This is a genomic window from Streptomyces griseorubiginosus (assembly GCF_017614965.1).
GTDB lineage: Bacteria > Actinomycetota > Actinomycetes > Streptomycetales > Streptomycetaceae > Streptomyces > Streptomyces griseorubiginosus_B.
In genome coordinates this window covers 19,467-39,125 of the sequence record NZ_WVUG01000021.1, presented here as the reverse complement: position 1 = coordinate 39,125, position 19,659 = coordinate 19,467, and the positions used below count along the sequence as shown (strand labels likewise).

Genomic DNA, 19,659 nt, shown 5'->3' with positions numbered 1-19,659 from the left:
TCCTCCTGTCACACGTCCGCGAGCAGCGGACGCAGCTTCCCGGCGATGAGCTGGACCTGGCGGGCCACCATCTCCTCGGGCATCCCGGCCAGCGAGGCCCACAGGAACACCCCTTCCACCGGCAACCCTGCCACGTACGCCGTGATCGCCTCGGCGGTCTGCTGCGGGGTGCCGTACAGGAACTGTCCGACGCCGCTCGCGCTCAGCCCGGTCTCCCGCCACTTCTCCGGGTCGATGGGGCGCGGCACGGGCCGGTCCGTCCCCTCCACCATGTACCGGCGGTAGCTGTCCCACTGGTACGCCAGATGTCCGCGCACCACCGGCCAGTCCCCCTCGGGGTCCTCGGTGACGAACGTGGTGAACGAACCCTGCATGCGGGCCACCGAGGCCTCGTACCCGCTCTCGGCGAGGCCCTCCCGGTACGGCGCCAGCAGGGCGGGGTTCAGGGACAGCAGCCCCGTGCCGAGCCGGCCGGCCCGCCGGGCGCCCTGCGGGCCCTGGTAGCCGAGCCAGATGGGCAGCGGGTCCTGGAGGGGACCCGGGGTGACCAGGGACTCGGCCCACAGGCCGCGGATCTCCCGCACCCGCTGGTCGGTCGTGGTGTAGCGCCTGGCGAGGTCGGCGCCGAACAGCCGGTACTCGGGCACTCGGTAGCCGGTGCCCAGGCCGAGGTCCAGCCGGCCGTCGCTGATGATGTCCACGACCGCCGCCTGCTCGGCGATCTCGGGGGCCGCGTGCAGGGGCGCCGGGACGACCGCGGTGCCCAGCCGCACCCGGCGGGTACGGGCCGCGGCCGCCGCCGCCATGGTGAGCGGCTGGGGGAGATACCCGTCCTCGAAGCCGTGGTGTTCGGAGAACCAGACGGAGTCGAGGCCCAGCCGGTCCGCCTCCTCGCACATCTCCAGGGCGAACCCGTAGACCCGGGACCAGCTCTGCCGCCAGGGCGGCGGGTTGCGCAGGTCGAAGTAGATGCCCACCTTCACGCCGGACCGCCTCCTGGGGTGTCGTCCGCGAGTCGGATCGCCGCGTGCGTGACGGCGACCCCGTGCCCGGGCGGCAGCAGCCGTACCGGACGCAATTGCAGGGCCTCGATGCGGGGGAGGTCGTCGACCATCGCCGAGACCCGCAGGACGGTCTCCTCCAGGGCCGCGAGGTCCACCCCGGGCCCGCCCGCCCGGCCGTCCAGCAGCGGGGCCGCGCGCAGCGAGCGGACCATCTCCCGGGCGTCGCGGTCGCTGAGCGGGGTGACGCGGTGCGCCACGTCCGCCATGAGGTCGGCGTAGTCCCCGGTGAGCCCGAAGGAGACCACCGGCCCGAAGACCGGGTCCGCGCCGACGGAGAGGAACGCGTCCGGACCCTGGCCCGGCGGTACATCCCGAACGGCGATCCCGTACGCGGCCAGCAACTCCACGGCGACCGCGTCCGCGACCGGGCCGGCGGCGCAGGGGGCGACGAGTGACCGGGCGCGCTCGGCGTCGACTCCCGCGAGGTCCGGGACGACGCCCGCGGGGGTGCTGCGCCAGGCCTGGTAGGCCGCCGCGTGCCCGAGCGAGGCGGCCGCCGCCTCGGGGAAGGTGTAGGTGGGGACGACGAGTTCGTCCCGGTGGAGCAGGTCGGCGACCCCCGCTCCACCCAGGAAGCTCGTCACCACCGGCTTGTCCGGGGCGGTCGCCGCCGCGTCGAGGATGGCGGCCGCCACCTCGTCCGGCTTGTCCGCGAGCGGCGGCATGAACAGGACGACCGCCGCGTCGACGCCGTCGTCCGCCAGGGCCGCCTCCAGCGCCCGACGGTAGTGCGCGGCGGTGGCCATGGGGGTCAGGTCGATCGGGTTGGCGACCTCGGCGTGGGGCGCGAGAGACGCGCGGAGCGCCTGCCGGGTGCGCTCACCGAGCGGGGGTACGCGCAGACCGTTCGCCGTGCACGCACCGACCGTCAGGGCCGCGGGGCCGCCCGCGTTGGTGATCACCGCGACCCGGTCGCCGGGCGGCGGAGGCTGGTGGGCGAGCAGCAGCGCGACGTCGAACAGCTCCTGGAGACTGCTGGTGCGGATCACCCCGGACTGGGCGAACAGCGAACTCGCCACCGAGTCGGCGGGGCCCGGGTGGACGGCGACGATCGGCTTGCGCGGGGCGACCCGGCGGGCGACGCGGGCAAACCGGCGAGGATCGCCGAACGTCTCCACGTGCAGCAGGATCACCGAGGTCGCCGCGTCCTCCTCCCACCACTGGAGCAGTTCGTCGGTGGAGACGTCCACGGCGTGGCCCACCGACACGAAGCCGGAGAAACCGAGCCGCAGCCGCCGGGCGTGGTCGAGGACCGCGAGCCCCAGCGGCCCGGACTGGCTGGACATCGCCACCCGGCCGGGCGCCGGCAGGGCGGGCGAGAAGGTCGCGGCCAGCCGCGCGGCGGGCGTCGTGTTGAGCACGCCCATGCAGTTGGGGCCCACCAGGCGCATCCCGGAGGCGCGGGCGAAGCGGGCCAGCTCCAGCTCGGCGGAGCGTCCCTCGGTCCCGGTCTCCCCGAAACCGGTCGAGACGACGACCACCGCCCTGACCCCGGCCTCGGCGCATTCCCGTACGACCTCGGGCACGGCCTCCGCGCGTACGGCCACCAGCGCCAGATCCGGCGGCTCGGGAAGGTCCCGCACGCCGGCGTAGGCCCGCACCCCGGCGATCCGCTCCGCCCGCGGGTTGACCGGGAAGACGCCGCCGTCGAAGCCGCCCCGCAGCAGGTTGGCCACGATCTCGTGGCCGATCGTCAGGGGGCGGCGGTTGGCGCCGATCACGGCGACCGAGCGTGGTTCGAGCAGGGGCCGCAGGGAGCGTCGTACGGCTGTGTGTTCGCGGCGTTCGGCTCGTGCGACGGCCTGGGCCTGCGGGTCGACGGCGATCTCGAAGTGGATGATCTGGCCGGGCGGTCCGGCCTCCACCCGGTAGCCGGAGCCGAGGAAGACGTTGATCATCCGGGTGTTGTCGGCGAGGACGTCGGCCTCCAGCACCCGGATGCCGCGGGCGCGCGCGGCGGCCGCGATGTGCTCCAGGAGCAGCCGGCCGAACCCCTCGCTCTGGTGGTCGTCCCGGATGGTGAACGTGACCTCGGCGTGCTCCGGTTCTGCGGGGTCGCGGACATACCGCACCAGGCCGGCGATCTCGTCGCCGGCCAGCGCGACGAGGGCCAGCTCGTTGAGGTAGTCCACGTGGGCGCCGCGCCGGATGACGTCGTCGCGGGCCCGGACCACCGGGCCCAGGGAGCGGTAGGCCAGGGTCGCCCGGGAGAGGCCGCCCACGAAGGCGACCAGACGGTCGGAGTCCTCGGGCCGGATGGGCCTCACGAAGGTCGACCGCCCGGTCCTGACCAGCCCGGGCCGCTCCAGGTCGTCCGGGTACGAGGGGTACGGGGGAGTGCTCACCGGTGTCCCGTCGCCGGCGCCGGTCAGACGGCCGCCTCCTGGGGGGTCGGGTCCGGCAGGCCGAAGAGTTCGTTGAAGGTGCCGCGCGTGACACGGTCGCGGACGTCGTCCGGCACGCCGTCGAACAGGTCGTGCAGCGTGGCCTGGGTGTGGCCGTAGGTGCCCTCCAGGTGGGGGTAGTCGTCGCCCCACATCACGTTGCGGTAGCCGGTCGACTCGACGATCTCCACCGAGCTCTTGTCGTGCTGGAAGGACGCGTACACCTGCTGCCGGATGATCTCGCTGGGCAGCCGGCTCAGCTTCGGCCGGACGAACATGCCGTGCTGGCGGTAGGCCTCGTCCATGCGGTCGCCGATGGCCGGCACCCAGCCCGCGCCGCCCTCCGCGATGAGGATCTTCAGGTCCGGGTGGCGGTCGAGGGCGCCGCCCGCGACCAGGTGGGAGACCACCCGCATGCCCGGGTAGGTCGTCTCCATGTAGTTGACGACCGCGCCGCCGGGCCCGCGGAAGACGACGTTCTGGCCGCCGGTGCCGATGTGGAAGCCGAGCACCATGCCCGCCCGCTCGGCCGCGGTCCACAGCGGTTCCCAGCGGTCGAGGGCGTACTCCTCGCCCTCCCGGGTCGAGCAGGGCAGGAAGACGGCCTTGAAGCCCATCTCGGCCGCCCGCTCCAGCTCGGTGACCGCGTCGCCGATGTCCGCCGTCGAGACGCAGGCGGTGGTGATCACTCGCTTGTTCTTGCTGAGGATCTCGTCGTACGCCCAGTCGTTCCAGGCGCGCACGGTCTCCCGGGCCAGCTCCCGGTCGGTGATCGACACCAGCCAGAACCCCATGGAGGGGAAGGCGAGTTGGGACCAGACGCCCTCCTGGTCGAGGTCCTTCAGCCGGACCTTCAGGTCCCAGGCGCCCGGCGGGCGCATGGCGTCCATGAAGTCGCCGAGCTGGCGGTCGATGCGCTCGCCGTCGATGTAGAGCATCTCGTACTTCTCCCCGCGCTCGCTGCGCGGGGCCCGGGCGCCGAGCCGCGCGGGCAGCCGCTCGGTCCACACGTCGGCGGGTTCCATCACATGGGAGTCCCCGGAGTTGACCCAGATCTTCGTCATGACACTCCTCGACACAATGGATGTAATCAGTTAGCGATTTTAGGTGTATGGGGCGCCGAAGGGAAGGCGGCGCCGACGTTCCGGTTGAATCCGTCGAAATAGTTGACTGATTGCGCTAATAGCTGCAAGATCTGGGCACTGAGCCGCGAGGAGGCGCCATGGCCGGTGACAGGGACACCGCTGACAGGTACTTCGAGCCCCAGGTGGAGACCATGCCCCGCGAGGAACTGCGGGCACGGCAGGAGGAACGGGTCCTGGAGCTCGTCGAGTACGCCTACGCGGGCTCGGCCTTCTACCGCGAGCTGTGGGACGCGCACAGGGTTCACCCGCGGGACGTCAGGTCCCTGGAGGACTTCCGGGCACGCGTCCCGTTCATCACCAAGGACATGGTGCGCGCCTACCGGGCCCGCACCGGCGACCCCTTCGGCGGTCTGCTGTGCGTGCCGCCCGAGGAGCTGACCTCGGTGTCCTCCAGCTCGGGCACCACCGGCGACCCGGAGTTCTTCGCCGAGATCTGGCAGGACGCCCCGCCGCTGGTCACCGCCCAGGTGCGGGACCTGTGGGAACTCGGCCTCCGCCCCGGCGACCGGGTGCTGAGTCCGCCCGGCACCTTCCGCAACCTGATGGACCCCGGCTACCAGGCGCTCGGCGCCGTGGTGATCGAGGTGGACACCTGGATGGGGAAGATGCACGAGGTCGTCGAGGCGCTGCGCACCTACCGGCCGGCCTATCTGCAGATGATGTATCCGCAGATGGTGGAGCTGGAGCACCTGGCGGAGAAGACGGACCTGAAGGAGGCCTTCTCCTCCCTCAAGGGCGCTTCCTGCGCCGGGCAGCCGCTGAGCCGCCGCATGCGCGAGCGCATCCGCCACGACTGGGGCATCGACGTCTACGAGTACACCAGCGCCGCCGACACCGGCACCGCCTGGGAGTGCCGCGAGCACGACGGCTTCCACCTCTGGGAGGACACCGTCTTCGCGGAGTGCGTCGAGGTGACCGAGGACGGCTGGCGTGACGTCCCCGAGGGCGAGCTCGGCGAACTGGTCGCCACCGACCTGGACAACCGGGCCGCCCCGCTGATCCGTTACCGCAGCGAGGACCTGGTCCGGCTGTCCGGCGACACCTGCGGCTGCGGCCGTACCCACGCCCGGATGTGGGTGGCCGGACGACGCGGGGACGAGACGCTGGTGCGGGGGCGGTCCGTGGTGCTGCGGGACGTCTGGCAGGCGGTCGAGGACCAGCCGGAGACCGTCGCCGGGGTCTTCCAGATCGTCCGCGAGAGCCGCGAGGTCGACGAACTGCGGCTGCGCGTCGGCTACGACCCCTCGCTCACCGGCGACGTCGACGCCCTGTCCGGCCGGCTGACCGAGGCCGTGCGCGAACGCACCGGGGTCAAACCGGTGCTCGACCTGCGCCCCGAGGAGGACCTGTTGAAGACCATGACCAGCGTCGCCAAGTTCCCCCGGGTGGTGAAGAGCTGATGGCCCGCGCCGACACCCTGGCCCGGGCGAGGGAGCTCGACCGGCCCGAACTCGCCTACGTGGTGCGCTTCTCGGCCGCCGGGGGCACCCGGGAGACCGGGCTGACCCGGGCCGAACTCGCCCGGGACACCGACTGGGCCACCGCCCGCCTGCGCGATCACGGCCTCGCCCCCGGACAGCGCGCCCTGCTGACCGCGTCCGGCTTCGAGGGCTTCTGGGGCCACGCCGTGATCGGCGCCCTGCGCGCCCTGAAGGTGACGTACGGCATCGCCGAGGCGATGGGCTGGGACCACCGCCGTACCTCCGTCTTCCACCGCGAGCTGCGCCCGCACGCCGTGATCGGACTGTCCGCCGAGACCCTGGAGGGCCTCGCCGGGGGCGCCGACATCGGCGAGATGTTCCGGGCGACACCGGTGGTGCTGGCCCGGCCGGCCGCCGTGCCCGTGCTGCGGGCGGTGGGCGTGTCCGCCTGTCTGCTCACGCCCGTCGGACCCGCCCTCGCCCTGGAGTGCCCCGAGCGCGGCGGCGCGCATGTCAACGGCGCCGAATGGCGGGTGGGCGACCGCGACGGGCAGCTGTTCGTGGCCGCGGGGGAGCAGCGCACATCGCACCTGCCCGAGACCCCGCTCGGCATCGCGGGCAGGGTCGTCCCCGGCCGGTGCGGCTGCGGCAGCGAGGACCCGCGCGTGCTGCTCGCCGAGGCCAACAAGCCGTCCTGATCGAGGAGTTGAGGATGTCCGAAGAAGTGGTCGACGGCCGAGTCGTGGTCGTCACCGGAGCCGGAAACGGCATCGGCCGGGCCCATGCCCTGGCCTTCGCCGCGCACGGGGCCAGGGTCGTGGTCAACGACCTCGGCGGCGGGCGCGACGGCGCCGGAGCCTCGGCCGGTCCCGCGCAGGCCGTGGTGGACGAGATCGTCGCGGCGGGCGGTGAGGCCGTCGCCAACACCGACGACATCTCCACCTGGGACGGCGCCGGCCACCTCGTCCGGCACGCCGTGGACACCTACGGCGGCCTGGACGTCCTGGTCAACAACGCCGGCATCCTGCGCGACCGGATGATCGTGTCGATGACCGAGCAGGACTGGGACAGCGTGCTCGCCGTCCATCTCAAGGGCAGCTTCGCCACCCTGCACCACGCGGCCGCGTACTGGCGCGAGAGGGCCAAGGCCGGTCACGCCAACGACGCCCGGGTCATCAACACGACCTCGCCGTCCGGCGTCTTCGGCAACCCCGGACAGTCCAACTACGGCTCGGCCAAGGCCGGCATCGCGAGCCTCACGATCATCGCCGCCGCCGAACTCGCCCGTTACGGCGTCACGGTGAACGCCATCGCGCCGACCGCGCTCACCCGGCTGACCGAGGACATCGAGATGATGCGGCAGGCCGCCGAGAGCCAGGACCTCACCCCGGAGGCCATCTCGCCGCTCGTGGTGTGGCTGGGCTCGGCGGCCTCCCGCGAGGTCACCGGCCGGGTCTTCGGCGTCGTCGGCAACCGCATCACCGTGCTGGAGGGCTGGGTCAACGGCCCCGCCGTGAGCGCCGAGACCCGCTGGACACCCGAGGACCTGTCCTCGGTCGTCCCGAACCTGGTCGCCAAGGCCGCCCCCAACGCCGACGCGCTCGGCAACCGGAACGGGGCGTGAGATGACGACGACGCAGACCCCGGTCGCCGAGGACCTCTTCACCTGGCCCGCCGGCCCCGACGACCCGCCCCGGCTCATCGGCTCCGAGTGCGCGGACTGCGGCCTGGTCAGCTTCCCGGCCGCCCCGGACTGTGTGCGGTGCGCGAGCACGGACTCGAAGCGCCGGCTGCTCGCCGGCCGCGGCACGCTGTGGACGTACACCACCCAGAACTTCCGTCCGCCGTCCCCGCCGTACGACGGCCCCGACAGCTTCGAGCCCTACGCGGTCGGTTACGTCGAACTCCCCGGCGAGCTGCTGGTGGAGGCACGCCTGACCGAACCCGACCCCGGCAAGCTGCGCATCGGGCAGCCCATGCGGCTCACGCTCGTGCCCTACACCGTCCAGGACGACGGCACCGAGGTCGTCACGTTCGCGTTCGCCCCGGCCGAGGAGGAGACACCGTGACCGAGGCCGTCATCATCGGAGTCGGACTCCACCCCTTCGGCCGCTTCCCCGGCAAGCCGGCACTCGACATGGGCGCGGACGCGGTACGGCTCGCGCTCGCCGACGCCGGCGTGAACTGGCCGCAGATCCAGGGCGGTTACATCGGCAGCTACGAGGTCGCCAACCCGGACGCCATCGTGGGCCGCCTCGGCCTGACCGGCGTCCCGCTGCGCGGAGTGTTCAACGGGTGCGCCACGGCCGGTACGGCCCTCGCGCTGGCCGCCCGCGCCATCGAGACCGGCGAGCACGACCTGACCGTCGCGATCGGCCTGGACAAGCACCCGCGCGGCGCCTTCGCGGCCGATCCCTCCGTGGCGGGCATCCCCTCCTGGTACGGGCAGACCGGGCTCTTCCTCACCACGCACTTCTTCGGCATGAAGATCAACCGCTATATGCACGAGCACGGCATCTCCCACGAGACGCTGGCCCGCGTGGCCTCGAAGAACTTCCGCAACGCGGCCGCGAACGACAAGGCCTGGCGCCGGACTCCCCTCACCCCGGAGGAGGTTCTCGCCTCACCGGTCCTCAACTACCCCCTGCGCCAGTTCATGTACTGCGGCCCCAACGAGGGCGCCGCGGCGCTCGTGCTGTGCCGCGCCGACCAGGCCCACCGGTACACCGGGAAACCGGTAAGGGTCCGTTCCACCGCCCTGCGCAGCCGCCGGCTCGGCGCCTTCGAGGTGCAGAGCCCGTCGTTCCCGGTCGGTGAGCCGGTCGACAGCCCGACCGTGGACGCCTCCCGGGCGGCCTACGAGCTGGCGGGCATCGGCCCGGAGGACGTCGACGTCGCCCAACTGCAGGACACCGACGCCGGGTCGGAGATCATCCACATGGCCGAGAACGGGCTGTGCAAGGACGGCGAACAGGAACGTCTCGTCGCCGAGGGCGCGACCGAGATCGGCGGCCGGATCCCCGTCAACACCGACGGCGGCCTGCTCGGCAACGGGGAACCGATCGGCGCCTCCGGACTGCGCCAGATCCACGAGATCGTCCTCCAACTGCGCGGCACCGCCGGGACCCGGCAGATCCCCGGCACCCCCCGCGTCGGCTACACCCACCTGTACGGCGCGCCGGGCGCGTCGGCAGTGACGATCCTGTCGACCTGACAGCGGAGCGAACGCGATGACATCCGACGACCCGCAGGACTTCGCCGCCGAGGCGCGCCGCTTCCTCGACACGCACGCGCGGAAGGCCCCCGACCGCGCCACCGTCGCCTGGGGCGAGGGCGACGACTCGATGGCCTACTTCAGCAGCCTCCCGCCCGAGGAGGAGGCGGAGCACGTGCGGCGGGCCCGCGCCTGGCAGCGCGTCCGCCACGAGAACGGCTTCGGCTGGATCACCGGCCCGCCCGAGTACGGCGGCCGGGGCCTGACCCCCGTCCACGAACTGCTCTACGCGTCCGTCGAGTCCGAGTACGACGTCCCGGACACCGGCGTGCTCGGCGTGGTCGGACTCGGCATGATCGGGCCGACGATCCTCGCCCACGCCCAACCGCACATCAAGGAACGCTGGCTGCCCGCGATGTACCGGGGCGACGCCATCGCCTGCCAGCTGTTCAGCGAGCCCGGCGCCGGGTCCGACCTGGCGAGCGTGGCGACCCGGGCCGTCCGCGAGGGCGAGGAGTGGGTGCTGAACGGGCAGAAGGTGTGGACCTCGGTCGCCCACCACAGCCAGATCGGCCTCGCGCTGACCCGGACCAACCCCGACGCCCCCAAGCACCGCGGCATCACGGCCTTCCTCGTCCCCATGGACGCCCCGGGCGTCGAGGTGCGGCCCCTGCGGCAGATGACCGGCGGCACCGACTTCAACGAGGTCTTCCTCACCGACGTCCGCATCCCCGACGACCACCGTCTCGGCGAGGTCGACGGCGGCTGGACGGTCGCCCTGACCACCCTGATGAACGAGCGCGACACCGTCGGCAGCGAGGGCGCGGGACCGGTGGCCGCCGCCCTGTCCCCGGACCACCTCTCGGCGCTCATGCGCGCGACCTGGACCTGGGACGACCGCGCCCTGCGCGCACGCCTCGCCGAACTGCTCGTCGACGCCATGGCCACCCGCTACCTCAACACCCGCGCCCAGCGCACCCTGCGAGCGGGTACCGCACCCGGCCCCGAGAGGTCCGTCGCCAAGCTGATGTACGGTCAGAACCTCACCCGCGCCGCCCACTTCGTGTCCGAGTGCCTCGGCCCGCGCATCATCGCCGACACCGGCCGCTGGGGGACGTACTCCTGGGCCGAACTCCTGCTGGCCACCCCGGCGTTGCGCATCCTCGGCGGCACCGAGGAGATCATGAAGAACATCCTCGCGGAACGTGTCCTCGGCCTGCCGAAGGAGGCACGCGCATGATCACCGACGACAGCGGGCTGAAGGAACTCCGGTCCTCCGTGAGGGAGTTCATGGAGGCCAAGTCACCGGAAGAGGCCGTGCGCAAGCTCATGGAAAGCGAGCCGCGCTTCGACCCCGAGGTGTGGGCCCAGGCGTCCGACCAGCTACGGCTGCCGGGGCTGGCCATCCCCGAGGAGTACGGCGGCGACGGGTTCGGCCTCGTCGAACTCGGCGTGGTCCTGGAGGAGATGGGCCGCGCCCTGTTCTGCGCGCCCTTCTTCTCCACCGTGCTGCTGGCCGCCCAGGCGCTGCTCGCCTCCGGCGACCGGGACGCCTGCGCACGCCACCTGCCGGGCATCGCCGCCGGCCGCACCACGGCCACCCTCGCCGTCGCCGAGGACGACGGCTCCTGGGACCCCGCCCTGATCACCGTGCGCGCCCGGTCCGACGGGGACGGCGGATGGCGGCTGACCGGCCGCAAGTGCTTCGTGATCGACGGCACCACGGCGGACCTGGTCCTGGTCGTCGCCCGCACGGTCGCCGGTCCGTCCCTGTTCGCGGTCGACCGGTCGGCGACGGGTCTGTCCGCGGAGCCGCTCCCCACCCTGGACGCCACCAGGGCCATGGCCCGGCTGACGTTCGACGCCGTGCCCGCGGTGCTCGTGGGCACGGACGGTGCGGGCGGGCGCGTCATGGCCCGGGTCCTGGACATGGCGTCGGTGGGGCTGGCCGCGGAGCAGGCGGGCGGGGCGCGGCGGTGCCTGGAGATGAGCGCGGAGTACGCCCGTACCCGGCACCAGTTCGGCCGGCCGATCGGCTCCTTCCAGGCGGTCAAGCACAAGTGCGCGGACATGCTGGTCCAGGTCGAACTGGCCGAGGCCGCGTCACGGGAGGCCGCGCTGCTGGCCGCCGAGGGCTCCGCCGACTTCCCCGTGGCCTCGGCGGTCGCCCACGCGATCTGCTCCAAGGCGTACATGGTCGCCGCCATGGAGAACATCCAGGTCCACGGCGGCATCGGCTTCACCTGGGAACACCCGGCGCATCTGTACTTCCGCCGGGCGAAGTCCTCCCAACTGCTCTTCGGCGGACCGGCGATCTACCACGAACGCCTCCTGGACCGGCTCGGCATCTGACGACCGAGCCGTCGAGAGGGCCCCGGGGCTTCGGACGTCCCCGGGGCCTTCTCGACGCCCCGTCGCATAGCCTTCGTTCCCATGACGCGCGTCTGGCTCCCGCCGATCCTGTTCCTGCTCTGCGGCACAGGCCTCGCGGTCGGGTTGTTCCTCGACCAGAACCCTGGTACCGCCGTGGTCCTCCTCCTGGTGTTCGTCCTGCTCGCGGGGGTGAACTCGCCCCTCGTCTTCCCCCGGTCGATCGGCGCGGCGGAGGCGAAACGCCGCAGCGCGGCCGACGGCCGCCCGGTCGTCTACTGGCGGCCGGGCTGTGCGTACTGCCTCCGGCTGCGCATGCGGCTCGGCCGCAGGGCCCGCCGGGCGCACTGGGTCGACATCTGGCGCGACCCCGAGGGCGCGGCGGCGGTGCGGGCGGTCAACGACGGCAACGAGACCGTGCCGACGGTCGTGGTGTCCGGCCGACCCCACGTCAATCCCGCCCCCGCGTGGGTGCACGAACAACTCTCCCGTCCCGCGTGACCGACGGGGCCCGGCTGCCCGGCGGCCGCAGGCCCGGCTCAGCCGCGTGCCGGGTGCTGCGTGCCGCCTGCCGCCTGCCGGGTGACGGGGTGCCCGGTTGGCCGGTTGGCCGGGTGCCCGTGAGGCCGCAGGTCCAGTTCAGCCGCGTGACCGCGTGACCGCGTGACCGCGTGACCGGCGGGGCCAGCTGCCCGGTGGCTGCAGGTCCGGTTCAGCCGTGTGCCGGGTGCTGCGTGCCGCCTGTCGGGTGCCCGGGTGGCCGGTTGGCCGGGTGCCCGGGTGGCCGCAGTTCAAGTTCAGCCGCGTGACCGCGTGACGCGTGACCGCGTGACGCGTGACCGCGTGATCGCGTGATCGCGTGGCGGCGTGCACGCGAGGCCGTGTGGCCGGGTGCCCGGATGGCCGCAGGTTGAGTTCAGCCGGGTGGCCGGGTGGCCGGGTGGCCGCGAGGCCGCGAGGCCGCGAGGCTGCAGGTCCGGTTCAGCCGCGTGCCGCGTGCCCGGTGCCGCGTGGCGGCCAGGCCGGGTGCCGGGTGCCGCGTGCCGGGTGACGGGGTGCTCGAGTGGCCAGGTGCCTGTGAGGTCGCCGGTCTGATTCAGCCGCGTGCCGCGTGGCCACCCGGCCGGGTGCCGGGTGCCGCGTGCCGGGTGACGGGGTGCTCGAGTGGCCAGGTGTCTATGAGGTCGCCGGTCTGATTCAGCCGCGTGCCGCGTGGCCACCCGGCCGGGTGCCGGGTGCCGGGTGCCGGGTGCCGGGTGCCGCGTGCCGGGTGACCGGGTGCTCGGGTGCTCGGGTGGCCAGGTGTTTGTGAGGTCGCCGGTCCAGTTCAGCCGCGTGTTGGGTGGCCGCGAGGTCCCCGGTCCGGTTCGGCCGGGGGTGGCCCGCATGGCCGCTGGCCTCCGGTCAGCCGCGGGCCGCTTCGCCCAGTAGGGCCTTCGCGATGATGATCTGCTGGATCTGGCTGGTGCCCTCGTAGATGCGGAACAGGCGCGCGTCTCGGTAGAAGCGCTCCACGGCGACACCACGCATGTAGCCCGCGCCGCCGTGGATCTGTACCGCCCGGTCGGCGACCCGCCAGACCATCTCGCTGGCGAAGTACTTCGCGCAGGACGGGCCGATCTTGGTGTCGGTCCCCGCGTCGAAGGCGGTGGCCGCCTCCAGGACCGTGGCCCGGCCGGCGTAGTAGTCGGTCTGCGAGTCGGCGATGAGGCCCTGGACCAGCTGGAAGGAGCCGATGAGCTGTCCGGACTGCCTGCGGGTGCTCGCGTACGCGACCGACTCGTCGACCAGCCGCGCCGCCATGCCGACCATCAGCGCCGAGATGTGGACCCGTCCGTGCGCGATGCAGCCCATGGCCGTGGAGAAGCCCCGGTTGAGCCCCGCCTCACCACCGACCAGCGCGGAGGCCGGGACGCGTACGTCGTCGAAGTACACGTCCGCCGTCCAGGCCCCGAACTGGCCCATCTTGTGGTCCCGGGCGGCCACCGTCAGACCCGGCGTGCCGGCGGGGACGAGGAAGGTGGAGATGCCCCGGGTGCGCGGCGCGTCGGGGTCGGTGCGGGCGAAGACCATGAAGACGTCGGCGAGCGGGGCGTTGGTGATGTACCGCTTGGCGCCGTTGATCACCCAGGTGTCTCCGTCGAGATGGGCGCGCGTCGTCAGCGTCGACGGGTCGGACCCGGCCTCGGGTTCGGTGAGCGCGAACGACGCGAGCACGTCGCCGGAGGCGATCCGCGGCAGCCACTCGGCCTTCTGCCCCTCCGTGCCGCCGACCATCAGGACGTGCCCGGCGATACCGTTGTTCGTCCCGAACATGGAGCGCAACGACGGTGTGGTGTAGCCCAGTTCGAACATCAGCCGGGCCTCTTCGTGCATCGACAGACCCAGCCCGCCGTACTCCTCGGGCAGCGCGAAGCCGAACAGTCCCATCTTCTTCGCCGCCTCGCGGATGTCCGCGGGCATCTCGTCCTTCTCGTCGATCTCCGCCTCGAGCGGCACGACGCGTTCCCGGACGAAACGCCGGACCTCGGACAGCACCGCGCTGAAGTCAGCCGCGTCCATGTCGACTCCCTTACCTAGTGATCCGTTTGTGTCTCGTCCGCTTTCGGCTTCGGCCGGTAGCAGGCGGCCAGCAGGGCCGCCGCGCTCGCCGTGCCGAGTCCGGCGGCGAGCAACGCCCCTCCCGCGCCCGCCCGTTCGCGGTGCAGCAGCCCGTCGAGGGAGTACCGGCCGTGACCGAGTGCCGCCAGGGCGACGGCCGCGCCGCCCACCACGCCGACGTACTCCCAGCCGCCCTTGAAGACGAAGAAGCCCTTGCCGCGGTGGTCGGTCCGGGCGGCCACGGCCATCAGTCCGACGGCCGCCGCCGCGGGCAGGGGCCCCGCCGCGCCGAGGGCGATGCCCGCGCCCGCCGCCATCTCGGTCCCGGCCGCCATCCGGGCGTGCACGGCGGCCGGCCGCAGGCCGAGCGCCTCGAACCAGCCCGTCGTGCCCTCCAGCCCGCCCGGCCCCGCGACCTTGTTCCAGCCGTGGGCGAAGAGCATGGGGCCGAGGGTGGCCCGGAGGACGAGCGCGGCGGCGTCGTGGCCTTTCACTGGCCGGCTCCGGTGGCCCGGCCCGCGGGTGCGACACCGTACAACTGCGGTACGGCGTCCACCAGTTCGTCGTACGTGAGGGCCTGTCCCGACCGGCTGGGGTGGACCGCGGCGACGGTCCAGCCCGTCAGCCGGTTCAGCCGGTTGCCCTCGATGCGCAGGACCTGGCCGGTCAGCCAGGCCGCGCTGTCGGAGGCGAGGTAGACCACGACCCCGGAGGCGTTGGCGGGATCGCGCGGGTCGAAGCCGTCGGTGGCCGCGAGGGACGCGCCGACGTCGAGCCCGTCCGTCATCCGGGTGGCCGCGATGGGCGAGATGGCGTTCGCGGTGACGCCGTACTTGCGCATCTCCAGGGCCGTGAGGACGGTCAGCCCGGCGATCCCGGCCTTCGCGGCACCGTAGTTGGACTGCCCCTGGTTGCCGAACAGCCCCGTCCCGGACGTGGTGTTGATGACCCGGCCGGTGACGCGCTCACCCCGCTTGGACGCCTCGCGCCAGTACGCGCACGCGTGCCGGGTGAGGGCGAAGGTGCCCTTGAGATGCACCGCGATCACCGAGTCGAACTCGGCCTCGGTCATCGAGAACAGCATCCGGTCGCGCACGATGCCCGCGTTGTTGACGACGACGTCCAGCCGGCCGAACTCCGCGACCGTGTCCGCCACCATCGCCTCCGTGGCCGCCCAGTCGGTGACCGAGGCGTGGTTGGCCACCGCCCGGCCGCCCAGCTTGGTGATCTCCGCGACCACGTCGTCGGCGGGGGAGTCCCCGGTCCGCTCGCCGTGCACGCCCGAGCCGAGGTCGTTGACCACCACGGTCGCCCCGGCCTCGGCGAGCGCCAGACAGTGCGCCCGGCCCAGCCCCCGGCCACCGCCGGTCACGATGGCGACCTTGTCGTCGAGGATGCCCACGCCGTACCTCCAGAAGAAGAGCTGATGTGTCAGTCGAGTTCGCGCAGTACGTCGTCGGTGTGCTCGCCGAGCGTCGGCGCGCCGGTGCGCGGCTTCTCGTCCACGCCCCAGAAGCGCACCGGGCTCGCCACCGTGCGCAGGGGCGGCGCGTCGCCCATGCCGGGCTGCTCGACGAACGCCCCCACCGCCTCCGCCTGCGGGTCGGCGGACACCTCGGCGAGGGTCTGCACGGGCGCCCACCACACGCCCTCGGCGTCGAACCGGGCCGCCCACTCCGCCAGCGGCCGCTTGGCGAACTCCGCGTCGAACACGGCGATCAGCTCCCGTACGTGGCCCCGCCGGGCCTTTCCGGTGGCGAACCGTTCGTCCTCCGACAGGTCCTCGCGGCCGAGCGCCTTGACCACGCCGGGCCAGTGCCGGCCGCCCTCCAGACCGACCAGCCAGAACCAGCGGTCGTCGGCGGCCCGGTAGCAGTTGTAGAGCGGCGACTCGTGCTCGGTGCGGGGGCGGGTGCGTCCGCGCTTGCCGAAGAAGTTCTGCAGGGCGAGGTCGTTGCCGTTCGCGTACGTCCCGGACCGCAGCAGCGACACGTCCACCACGCCGCCCTCGCCGGTGCGTTCGCGGCGCAGCAGCGCGGCCAGTACACCGGCGACCAGGTTGGCGGCGGCCGTACGGTCGCCGAGTCCGGGGCGGATGCCGGGCGGCGGCTCGCCGGCCGGGTTGAGCATGGCGGCGATGCCCGGCCGGGCCCAGAAGGCGGAGACGTCGTAACCGGCCCGGTCGCGCTCGGCGCCCGCCCAGCCGTAGCCCGTCAGCGTGCCGACGACCAGTCGCGGATGGCGCTCCCGCAACTCCTCCGGGTCCAGCCCCAGCCGCTCCAGGGCGCCGGGCCGGAGGTTGGTGACGAAGACGTCGGCGCGGTCCAGCAGCCGCTCCAGGACCTGCCTGCCGTCCTCGGAGCGCAGGTCGAGGACGATGCCGCGCTTGCCGCGGTTGTCGGTCTCGAACGGGGGCGCGCTGTCGATGTCCTGGCCGACGTGCCTCAGCGTGTAGCGGTTGGGGTCGCCGGTGGGGGCCTCCACCTTGATCACGTCGGCGCCCCAGTCGGCCAGCATGGTTGCGGCGGCCGGTGCGGCCACCCACATGCCGAGTTCGACGACGGAAATGCCTTCCAGTGGCCGCACGGCCCACCTCCAGGTGTGTCGGTAGGCCTCACACGCCGCGGAACGCGCCGGGCCGGCGCTCGCGGAAGGCCTTGAGTCCCTCGATGCGGTCCTCGGTGCAGAACAGCACCGAGACGGTCTCCCGCTCGTAGGCGATCGCCGTCTCGAGGCTCATGGCGAGCCCCTGGTCGATCAGCCGCTTGCCCGCGGCGAGCGCGAGCGGTGCCCCGGCCGTCAGACCGCCGGCCAGCTTCTCGGCGGTGGCGAGCGCTCCGCCGGGTTCGGCCAGCTCGTTGACCAGGCCCAGCTGCCAGGCGCGCTCCGCGTCGATCGGTTCCCCGGTGAGGATCATCTGCTTGGCGACCGCCGTCGGCAGCAGCCGCGGGAGCCGCTGCGTGCCGCCCGCGCCCGGCAGCACGCCCAGCTTCATCTCGGGCAGCCCCAGACGCGTCCCGCGCTCGGCCACCCGCAGGTCACAGGCGAGCGCCAGCTCAAGACCGCCGCCGAAGGCGAACCCGTGGACGGCCGCCACCGACGGCTTGGGGAAGTCCTCCAGCAGCGCGAACGCCTCCGTCAACCGCCCCACGAAGGCCCGGAACTGCCCGGGGGAGGTGAAGGACTCGATCTCGCCGAGGTCGGCACCGGCCGAGAAGGCGCGGCCCGCTCCGGTCACGACGAGGGCGCGTACGTCGTCGTTGTGGCGTATCCCCTCGAGTGCGCGGGTGAGCCGGTCCACCGTCTCGGAGCCGACGGCGTTGAGCCGTTCCGGCCGGTCCAGCGTCAACACGGCGATGCGGTCCCGTAGTTCGACACGCAGCACGGCGCTCACCTCAGACCATCGTCAGGCCGCCGCTGACCGAGAGCGTCTGCCCGGTCATGTAGGCGGCGTCGTCGGACGCGAGGAAGGCCACCACGCCGGCGATCTCGGCGGGCTGGGCGACGCGGCGCAGCGGGATGGCCCGCACGGTCGCGTCGTACATCTTCCGGCTGTACTCGGCGACCTGCCCGAGCAGCGCGGTGTCGGTCGGCCCGGGGCAGACGCTGTTGACGGTGATGCCGTGCCGGGCGACCTCGCGGGCCAGGGCCTTGCCGAAGGCGATGACACCGCCCTTGGTCGCGGAGTACACGACCTCCCCGGAGGAACCGACCCGGCCGGCGTCCGAGGCGATGTGGACGATCCGGCCGCCGCCGCGCTCGATCATCGAATCGAGCACCGCCCGGGTCATGGTGATCGTCCCGCGCAGGTTGACCGCGATGATCCGGTCCCAGGTCTCCTCGTCGCTGTCCACGAACCGCCCGATGACGTCCACGGCCGCGTTGTTCACCAGCACGTCCACCGGGCCGAGTTCGGCCGCCACCCGCTCCACGGCCGCGTGCACGGCCGAGCGGTCGGAGATGTCCGCGCCGACTCCGGCCGCGCGCACCCCGTACCGCTCCGCGAGCCGCGCCGCCACCTTGCCCGCGGCCTCGGGGTCCAGGTCGCAGACGGCGACCGCGGCTCCCCGGTCGGCGAGCCGGTCGGCGATCGCCTCGCCGATACCGCGCCCCGCTCCGGTGACGAGCGCCACCTTGTCCCGTACGCTCACGCGCCCTCCCTGTCCCGGCTCCGAAAACAGCGCTATCGTATAACTACTTCAGCTAAATAAGCGAGATGCAGAGTATGTGGGACGCAGGAGTGGAGTCGAGATGCGCCGTACGATCTTCGCCGAGGAGCACGACCTGTTCCGTGAGACCGCCCGCTCCTACTACCTGCGGGAATGCGTCCCGTACAGCGCGGAGTGGGAGCGTGAGGGGCAGGTGAGCCGGGCCGCGTGGGAGGCGGCGGGCAAGGCCGGACTGATCGGCTGGGAGTTCCCGGAGGAGTACGGCGGGCAGGGCGTCCGCGACTTCCGCTACAACGCCATCATGGCGGAGGAGATGGCCGCCACCGGCGCCGTCGGCATCGGGCTCGGCCTGCAGAACGACGTCGTACCGCCCTACCTCATGAACCTCACCACCCCGGAGCAGAAGGCCCGCTGGCTGCCCGGAGTGATCGCCGGCGAGACCATCTGCGCGCTCGCCCTGTCCGAGCCCGCCGCCGGATCCGACCTCAAGGGCATCCGCACCACCGCCCGCCGGGACGGCGACGCGTGGGTGATCGACGGCTCCAAGACCTTCATCACCAACGGCATCCTCGCCGACCTCGTCATCGTCGCATGCAAGACCGACCCGGCGGCCGGGCACAAGGGCATCAGCCTGATCGTCGTCGAGCGCGGCGCCGAGGGCTTCGAGCGCGGCCGCAAGCTCGACAAGGTCGGGATGAAGGCCCAGGACACCGCCGAACTCTTCTTCCACGAGGTGCGTGTCCCCGCCGAGAACCTGATCGGTGAGGAGGGGCGCGGTTTCTACCACATGATGGGCAACCTCCCCACCGAGCGGCTCGCCATCGCCGTCGCCGCGCTCGCCTCCGCGCAGCGGGCCTTCGACGTGACCCTGGAGTACGCCAGGACCCGCACCGCCTTCGGCCGGCCGATCGGCGAGTTCCAGGCCAACCGGTTCGCCCTCGCGGACATCAAGGCGAAGCTCGCCGCCGCCCGGGTCTATGTGGACGGCTGCATCATGGCCCTGGTCCAGGGCGAGTTGACGGCCGAAGAGGCCGCCGCGGCCAAGTACTGGACCACGGAGACCGGCTGGGCGGTCATCGACCGCTGCATGCAGCTCTTCGGCGGCTACGGCTACGTCAACGAGTACGAGATCGCCCGCATCTGGCGCGACAGCCGGGTGCAGCGGGTGTTCGGCGGCACCTCGGAGATCATGCAGGAGATCGTCGGCCGCTCGCTGGGTCTGTGACACCGGCACTGTCATTGACTGACACCGATAAATAGGTTAGCTATTTAAGCGAAGTGTACGGACAGG

Annotated in this window: 18 protein-coding genes; 9 read left to right on the top strand and 9 right to left on the bottom strand. The window is 72.7% G+C overall.

The genetic code is table 11. From position 1 onward, the window contains the following. Positions 1-8 precede the first annotated feature (8 nt). From GRC12_RS06770 to GRC12_RS06760, 3 genes are read right to left on the bottom strand one after another with little or no spacing between them, the layout of a single operon-like run. Complete coding sequence (locus GRC12_RS06770; RefSeq protein ID WP_208778162.1) at positions 9-983, bottom strand: LLM class flavin-dependent oxidoreductase; 975 nt, start codon at positions 981-983, stop codon at positions 9-11. Continuing rightward, positions 980-3,409 carry a bifunctional acetate--CoA ligase family protein/GNAT family N-acetyltransferase gene (locus GRC12_RS06765; protein ID WP_208778161.1) on the bottom strand — a complete coding sequence of 810 codons (2,430 nt, stop codon included), beginning with the start codon at positions 3,407-3,409 and terminating at the stop codon, positions 980-982. The genes GRC12_RS06770 and GRC12_RS06765 overlap by 4 nt, the downstream gene beginning before the upstream one ends. A gap of 23 nt (positions 3,410-3,432) precedes the next feature. Next, a complete protein-coding gene (locus GRC12_RS06760; RefSeq protein ID WP_208778160.1) occupies positions 3,433-4,512 on the bottom strand; it encodes an amidohydrolase family protein in 1,080 nt (359 codons plus the stop codon). Between the two features lie 158 nt (positions 4,513-4,670). Between GRC12_RS06760 and GRC12_RS06755 the strand changes: the two genes are divergently transcribed. From GRC12_RS06755 to GRC12_RS06720, 8 genes are all read left to right on the top strand, one after another. After that, positions 4,671-5,993 carry a phenylacetate--CoA ligase family protein gene (locus GRC12_RS06755; RefSeq protein WP_208778159.1) on the top strand — a complete coding sequence of 441 codons (1,323 nt, stop codon included), beginning with the start codon at positions 4,671-4,673 and terminating at the stop codon, positions 5,991-5,993. Continuing rightward, entirely contained in the window at positions 5,993-6,712 is a 720-nt protein-coding gene (locus tag GRC12_RS06750) for a hypothetical protein (RefSeq protein ID WP_208778158.1), read from the top strand. Before GRC12_RS06755 ends, GRC12_RS06750 begins: the two co-directional genes overlap by 1 nt. Before the next feature lie 14 nt (positions 6,713-6,726). Continuing rightward, positions 6,727-7,638, top strand: coding sequence for an SDR family oxidoreductase (locus GRC12_RS06745; protein WP_208778157.1), 912 nt, complete (start codon positions 6,727-6,729; stop codon positions 7,636-7,638). A gap of 1 nt (position 7,639) precedes the next feature. Next, positions 7,640-8,083 carry a Zn-ribbon domain-containing OB-fold protein gene (locus GRC12_RS06740; RefSeq protein WP_208778156.1) on the top strand — a complete coding sequence of 148 codons (444 nt, stop codon included), beginning with the start codon at positions 7,640-7,642 and terminating at the stop codon, positions 8,081-8,083. Next, positions 8,080-9,228 carry a thiolase family protein gene (locus GRC12_RS06735; RefSeq protein WP_208778155.1) on the top strand — a complete coding sequence of 383 codons (1,149 nt, stop codon included), beginning with the start codon at positions 8,080-8,082 and terminating at the stop codon, positions 9,226-9,228. The genes GRC12_RS06740 and GRC12_RS06735 overlap by 4 nt, the downstream gene beginning before the upstream one ends. Positions 9,229-9,244: 16 nt before the next feature. Next, entirely contained in the window at positions 9,245-10,468 is a 1,224-nt protein-coding gene (locus GRC12_RS06730; protein ID WP_208778154.1) for an acyl-CoA dehydrogenase family protein, read from the top strand. Beyond that, positions 10,465-11,580 carry an acyl-CoA dehydrogenase family protein gene (locus tag GRC12_RS06725; RefSeq protein ID WP_208778153.1) on the top strand — a complete coding sequence of 372 codons (1,116 nt, stop codon included), beginning with the start codon at positions 10,465-10,467 and terminating at the stop codon, positions 11,578-11,580. Before GRC12_RS06730 ends, GRC12_RS06725 begins: the two co-directional genes overlap by 4 nt. Before the next feature lie 81 nt (positions 11,581-11,661). Further along, positions 11,662-12,099 carry a glutaredoxin domain-containing protein gene (locus GRC12_RS06720; RefSeq protein ID WP_208778152.1) on the top strand — a complete coding sequence of 146 codons (438 nt, stop codon included), beginning with the start codon at positions 11,662-11,664 and terminating at the stop codon, positions 12,097-12,099. A gap of 903 nt (positions 12,100-13,002) precedes the next feature. Here GRC12_RS06720 and GRC12_RS06715 read toward each other — a convergent pair. From GRC12_RS06715 to GRC12_RS06690, 6 genes are read right to left on the bottom strand one after another with little or no spacing between them, the layout of a single operon-like run. Further along, on the bottom strand, positions 13,003-14,160 hold the full coding sequence (locus GRC12_RS06715; protein WP_208778151.1) for an acyl-CoA dehydrogenase family protein: 1,158 nt from the start codon (positions 14,158-14,160) through the stop codon (positions 13,003-13,005). 14 nt (positions 14,161-14,174) lie between these two features. Then, positions 14,175-14,693: a DoxX family protein gene (locus tag GRC12_RS06710; RefSeq protein ID WP_208778150.1), complete on the bottom strand. Its 519-nt coding sequence runs from the start codon at positions 14,691-14,693 to the stop codon at positions 14,175-14,177. Continuing rightward, a complete protein-coding gene (locus GRC12_RS06705; protein WP_208778149.1) occupies positions 14,690-15,601 on the bottom strand; it encodes an SDR family NAD(P)-dependent oxidoreductase in 912 nt (303 codons plus the stop codon). The genes GRC12_RS06710 and GRC12_RS06705 overlap by 4 nt, the downstream gene beginning before the upstream one ends. A gap of 29 nt (positions 15,602-15,630) precedes the next feature. Next, on the bottom strand, positions 15,631-16,785 hold the full coding sequence (locus tag GRC12_RS06700; protein ID WP_208778148.1) for a CaiB/BaiF CoA transferase family protein: 1,155 nt from the start codon (positions 16,783-16,785) through the stop codon (positions 15,631-15,633). A gap of 28 nt (positions 16,786-16,813) precedes the next feature. Next, positions 16,814-17,584: an enoyl-CoA hydratase/isomerase family protein gene (locus tag GRC12_RS06695; protein ID WP_308286488.1), complete on the bottom strand. Its 771-nt coding sequence runs from the start codon at positions 17,582-17,584 to the stop codon at positions 16,814-16,816. 10 nt (positions 17,585-17,594) lie between these two features. Further along, a complete protein-coding gene (locus tag GRC12_RS06690; RefSeq protein WP_208778146.1) occupies positions 17,595-18,350 on the bottom strand; it encodes an SDR family NAD(P)-dependent oxidoreductase in 756 nt (251 codons plus the stop codon). Positions 18,351-18,450: 100 nt separating this feature from the next. Between GRC12_RS06690 and GRC12_RS06685 the strand changes: the two genes are divergently transcribed. After that, positions 18,451-19,593, top strand: a complete 1,143-nt coding sequence (locus GRC12_RS06685; protein WP_208778145.1) for an acyl-CoA dehydrogenase family protein — start codon at positions 18,451-18,453, stop codon at positions 19,591-19,593. Positions 19,594-19,659 lie beyond the last annotated feature (66 nt).

Coding starts and splice junctions, on each gene's coding strand:
- GRC12_RS06760 (WP_208778160.1), bottom strand. CDS start 4,512: ATGACGAAGATCTGGGTCAACTCCGGGGACTCCCATGTGATGGAACCC.
- GRC12_RS06755 (WP_208778159.1), top strand. CDS start 4,671: ATGGCCGGTGACAGGGACACCGCTGACAGGTACTTCGAGCCCCAGGTG.
- GRC12_RS06750 (WP_208778158.1), top strand. CDS start 5,993: ATGGCCCGCGCCGACACCCTGGCCCGGGCGAGGGAGCTCGACCGGCCC.
- GRC12_RS06745 (WP_208778157.1), top strand. CDS start 6,727: ATGTCCGAAGAAGTGGTCGACGGCCGAGTCGTGGTCGTCACCGGAGCC.
- GRC12_RS06740 (WP_208778156.1), top strand. CDS start 7,640: ATGACGACGACGCAGACCCCGGTCGCCGAGGACCTCTTCACCTGGCCC.
- GRC12_RS06730 (WP_208778154.1), top strand. CDS start 9,245: ATGACATCCGACGACCCGCAGGACTTCGCCGCCGAGGCGCGCCGCTTC.
- GRC12_RS06725 (WP_208778153.1), top strand. CDS start 10,465: ATGATCACCGACGACAGCGGGCTGAAGGAACTCCGGTCCTCCGTGAGG.
- GRC12_RS06720 (WP_208778152.1), top strand. CDS start 11,662: ATGACGCGCGTCTGGCTCCCGCCGATCCTGTTCCTGCTCTGCGGCACA.
- GRC12_RS06715 (WP_208778151.1), bottom strand. CDS start 14,160: ATGGACGCGGCTGACTTCAGCGCGGTGCTGTCCGAGGTCCGGCGTTTC.
- GRC12_RS06685 (WP_208778145.1), top strand. CDS start 18,451: ATGCGCCGTACGATCTTCGCCGAGGAGCACGACCTGTTCCGTGAGACC.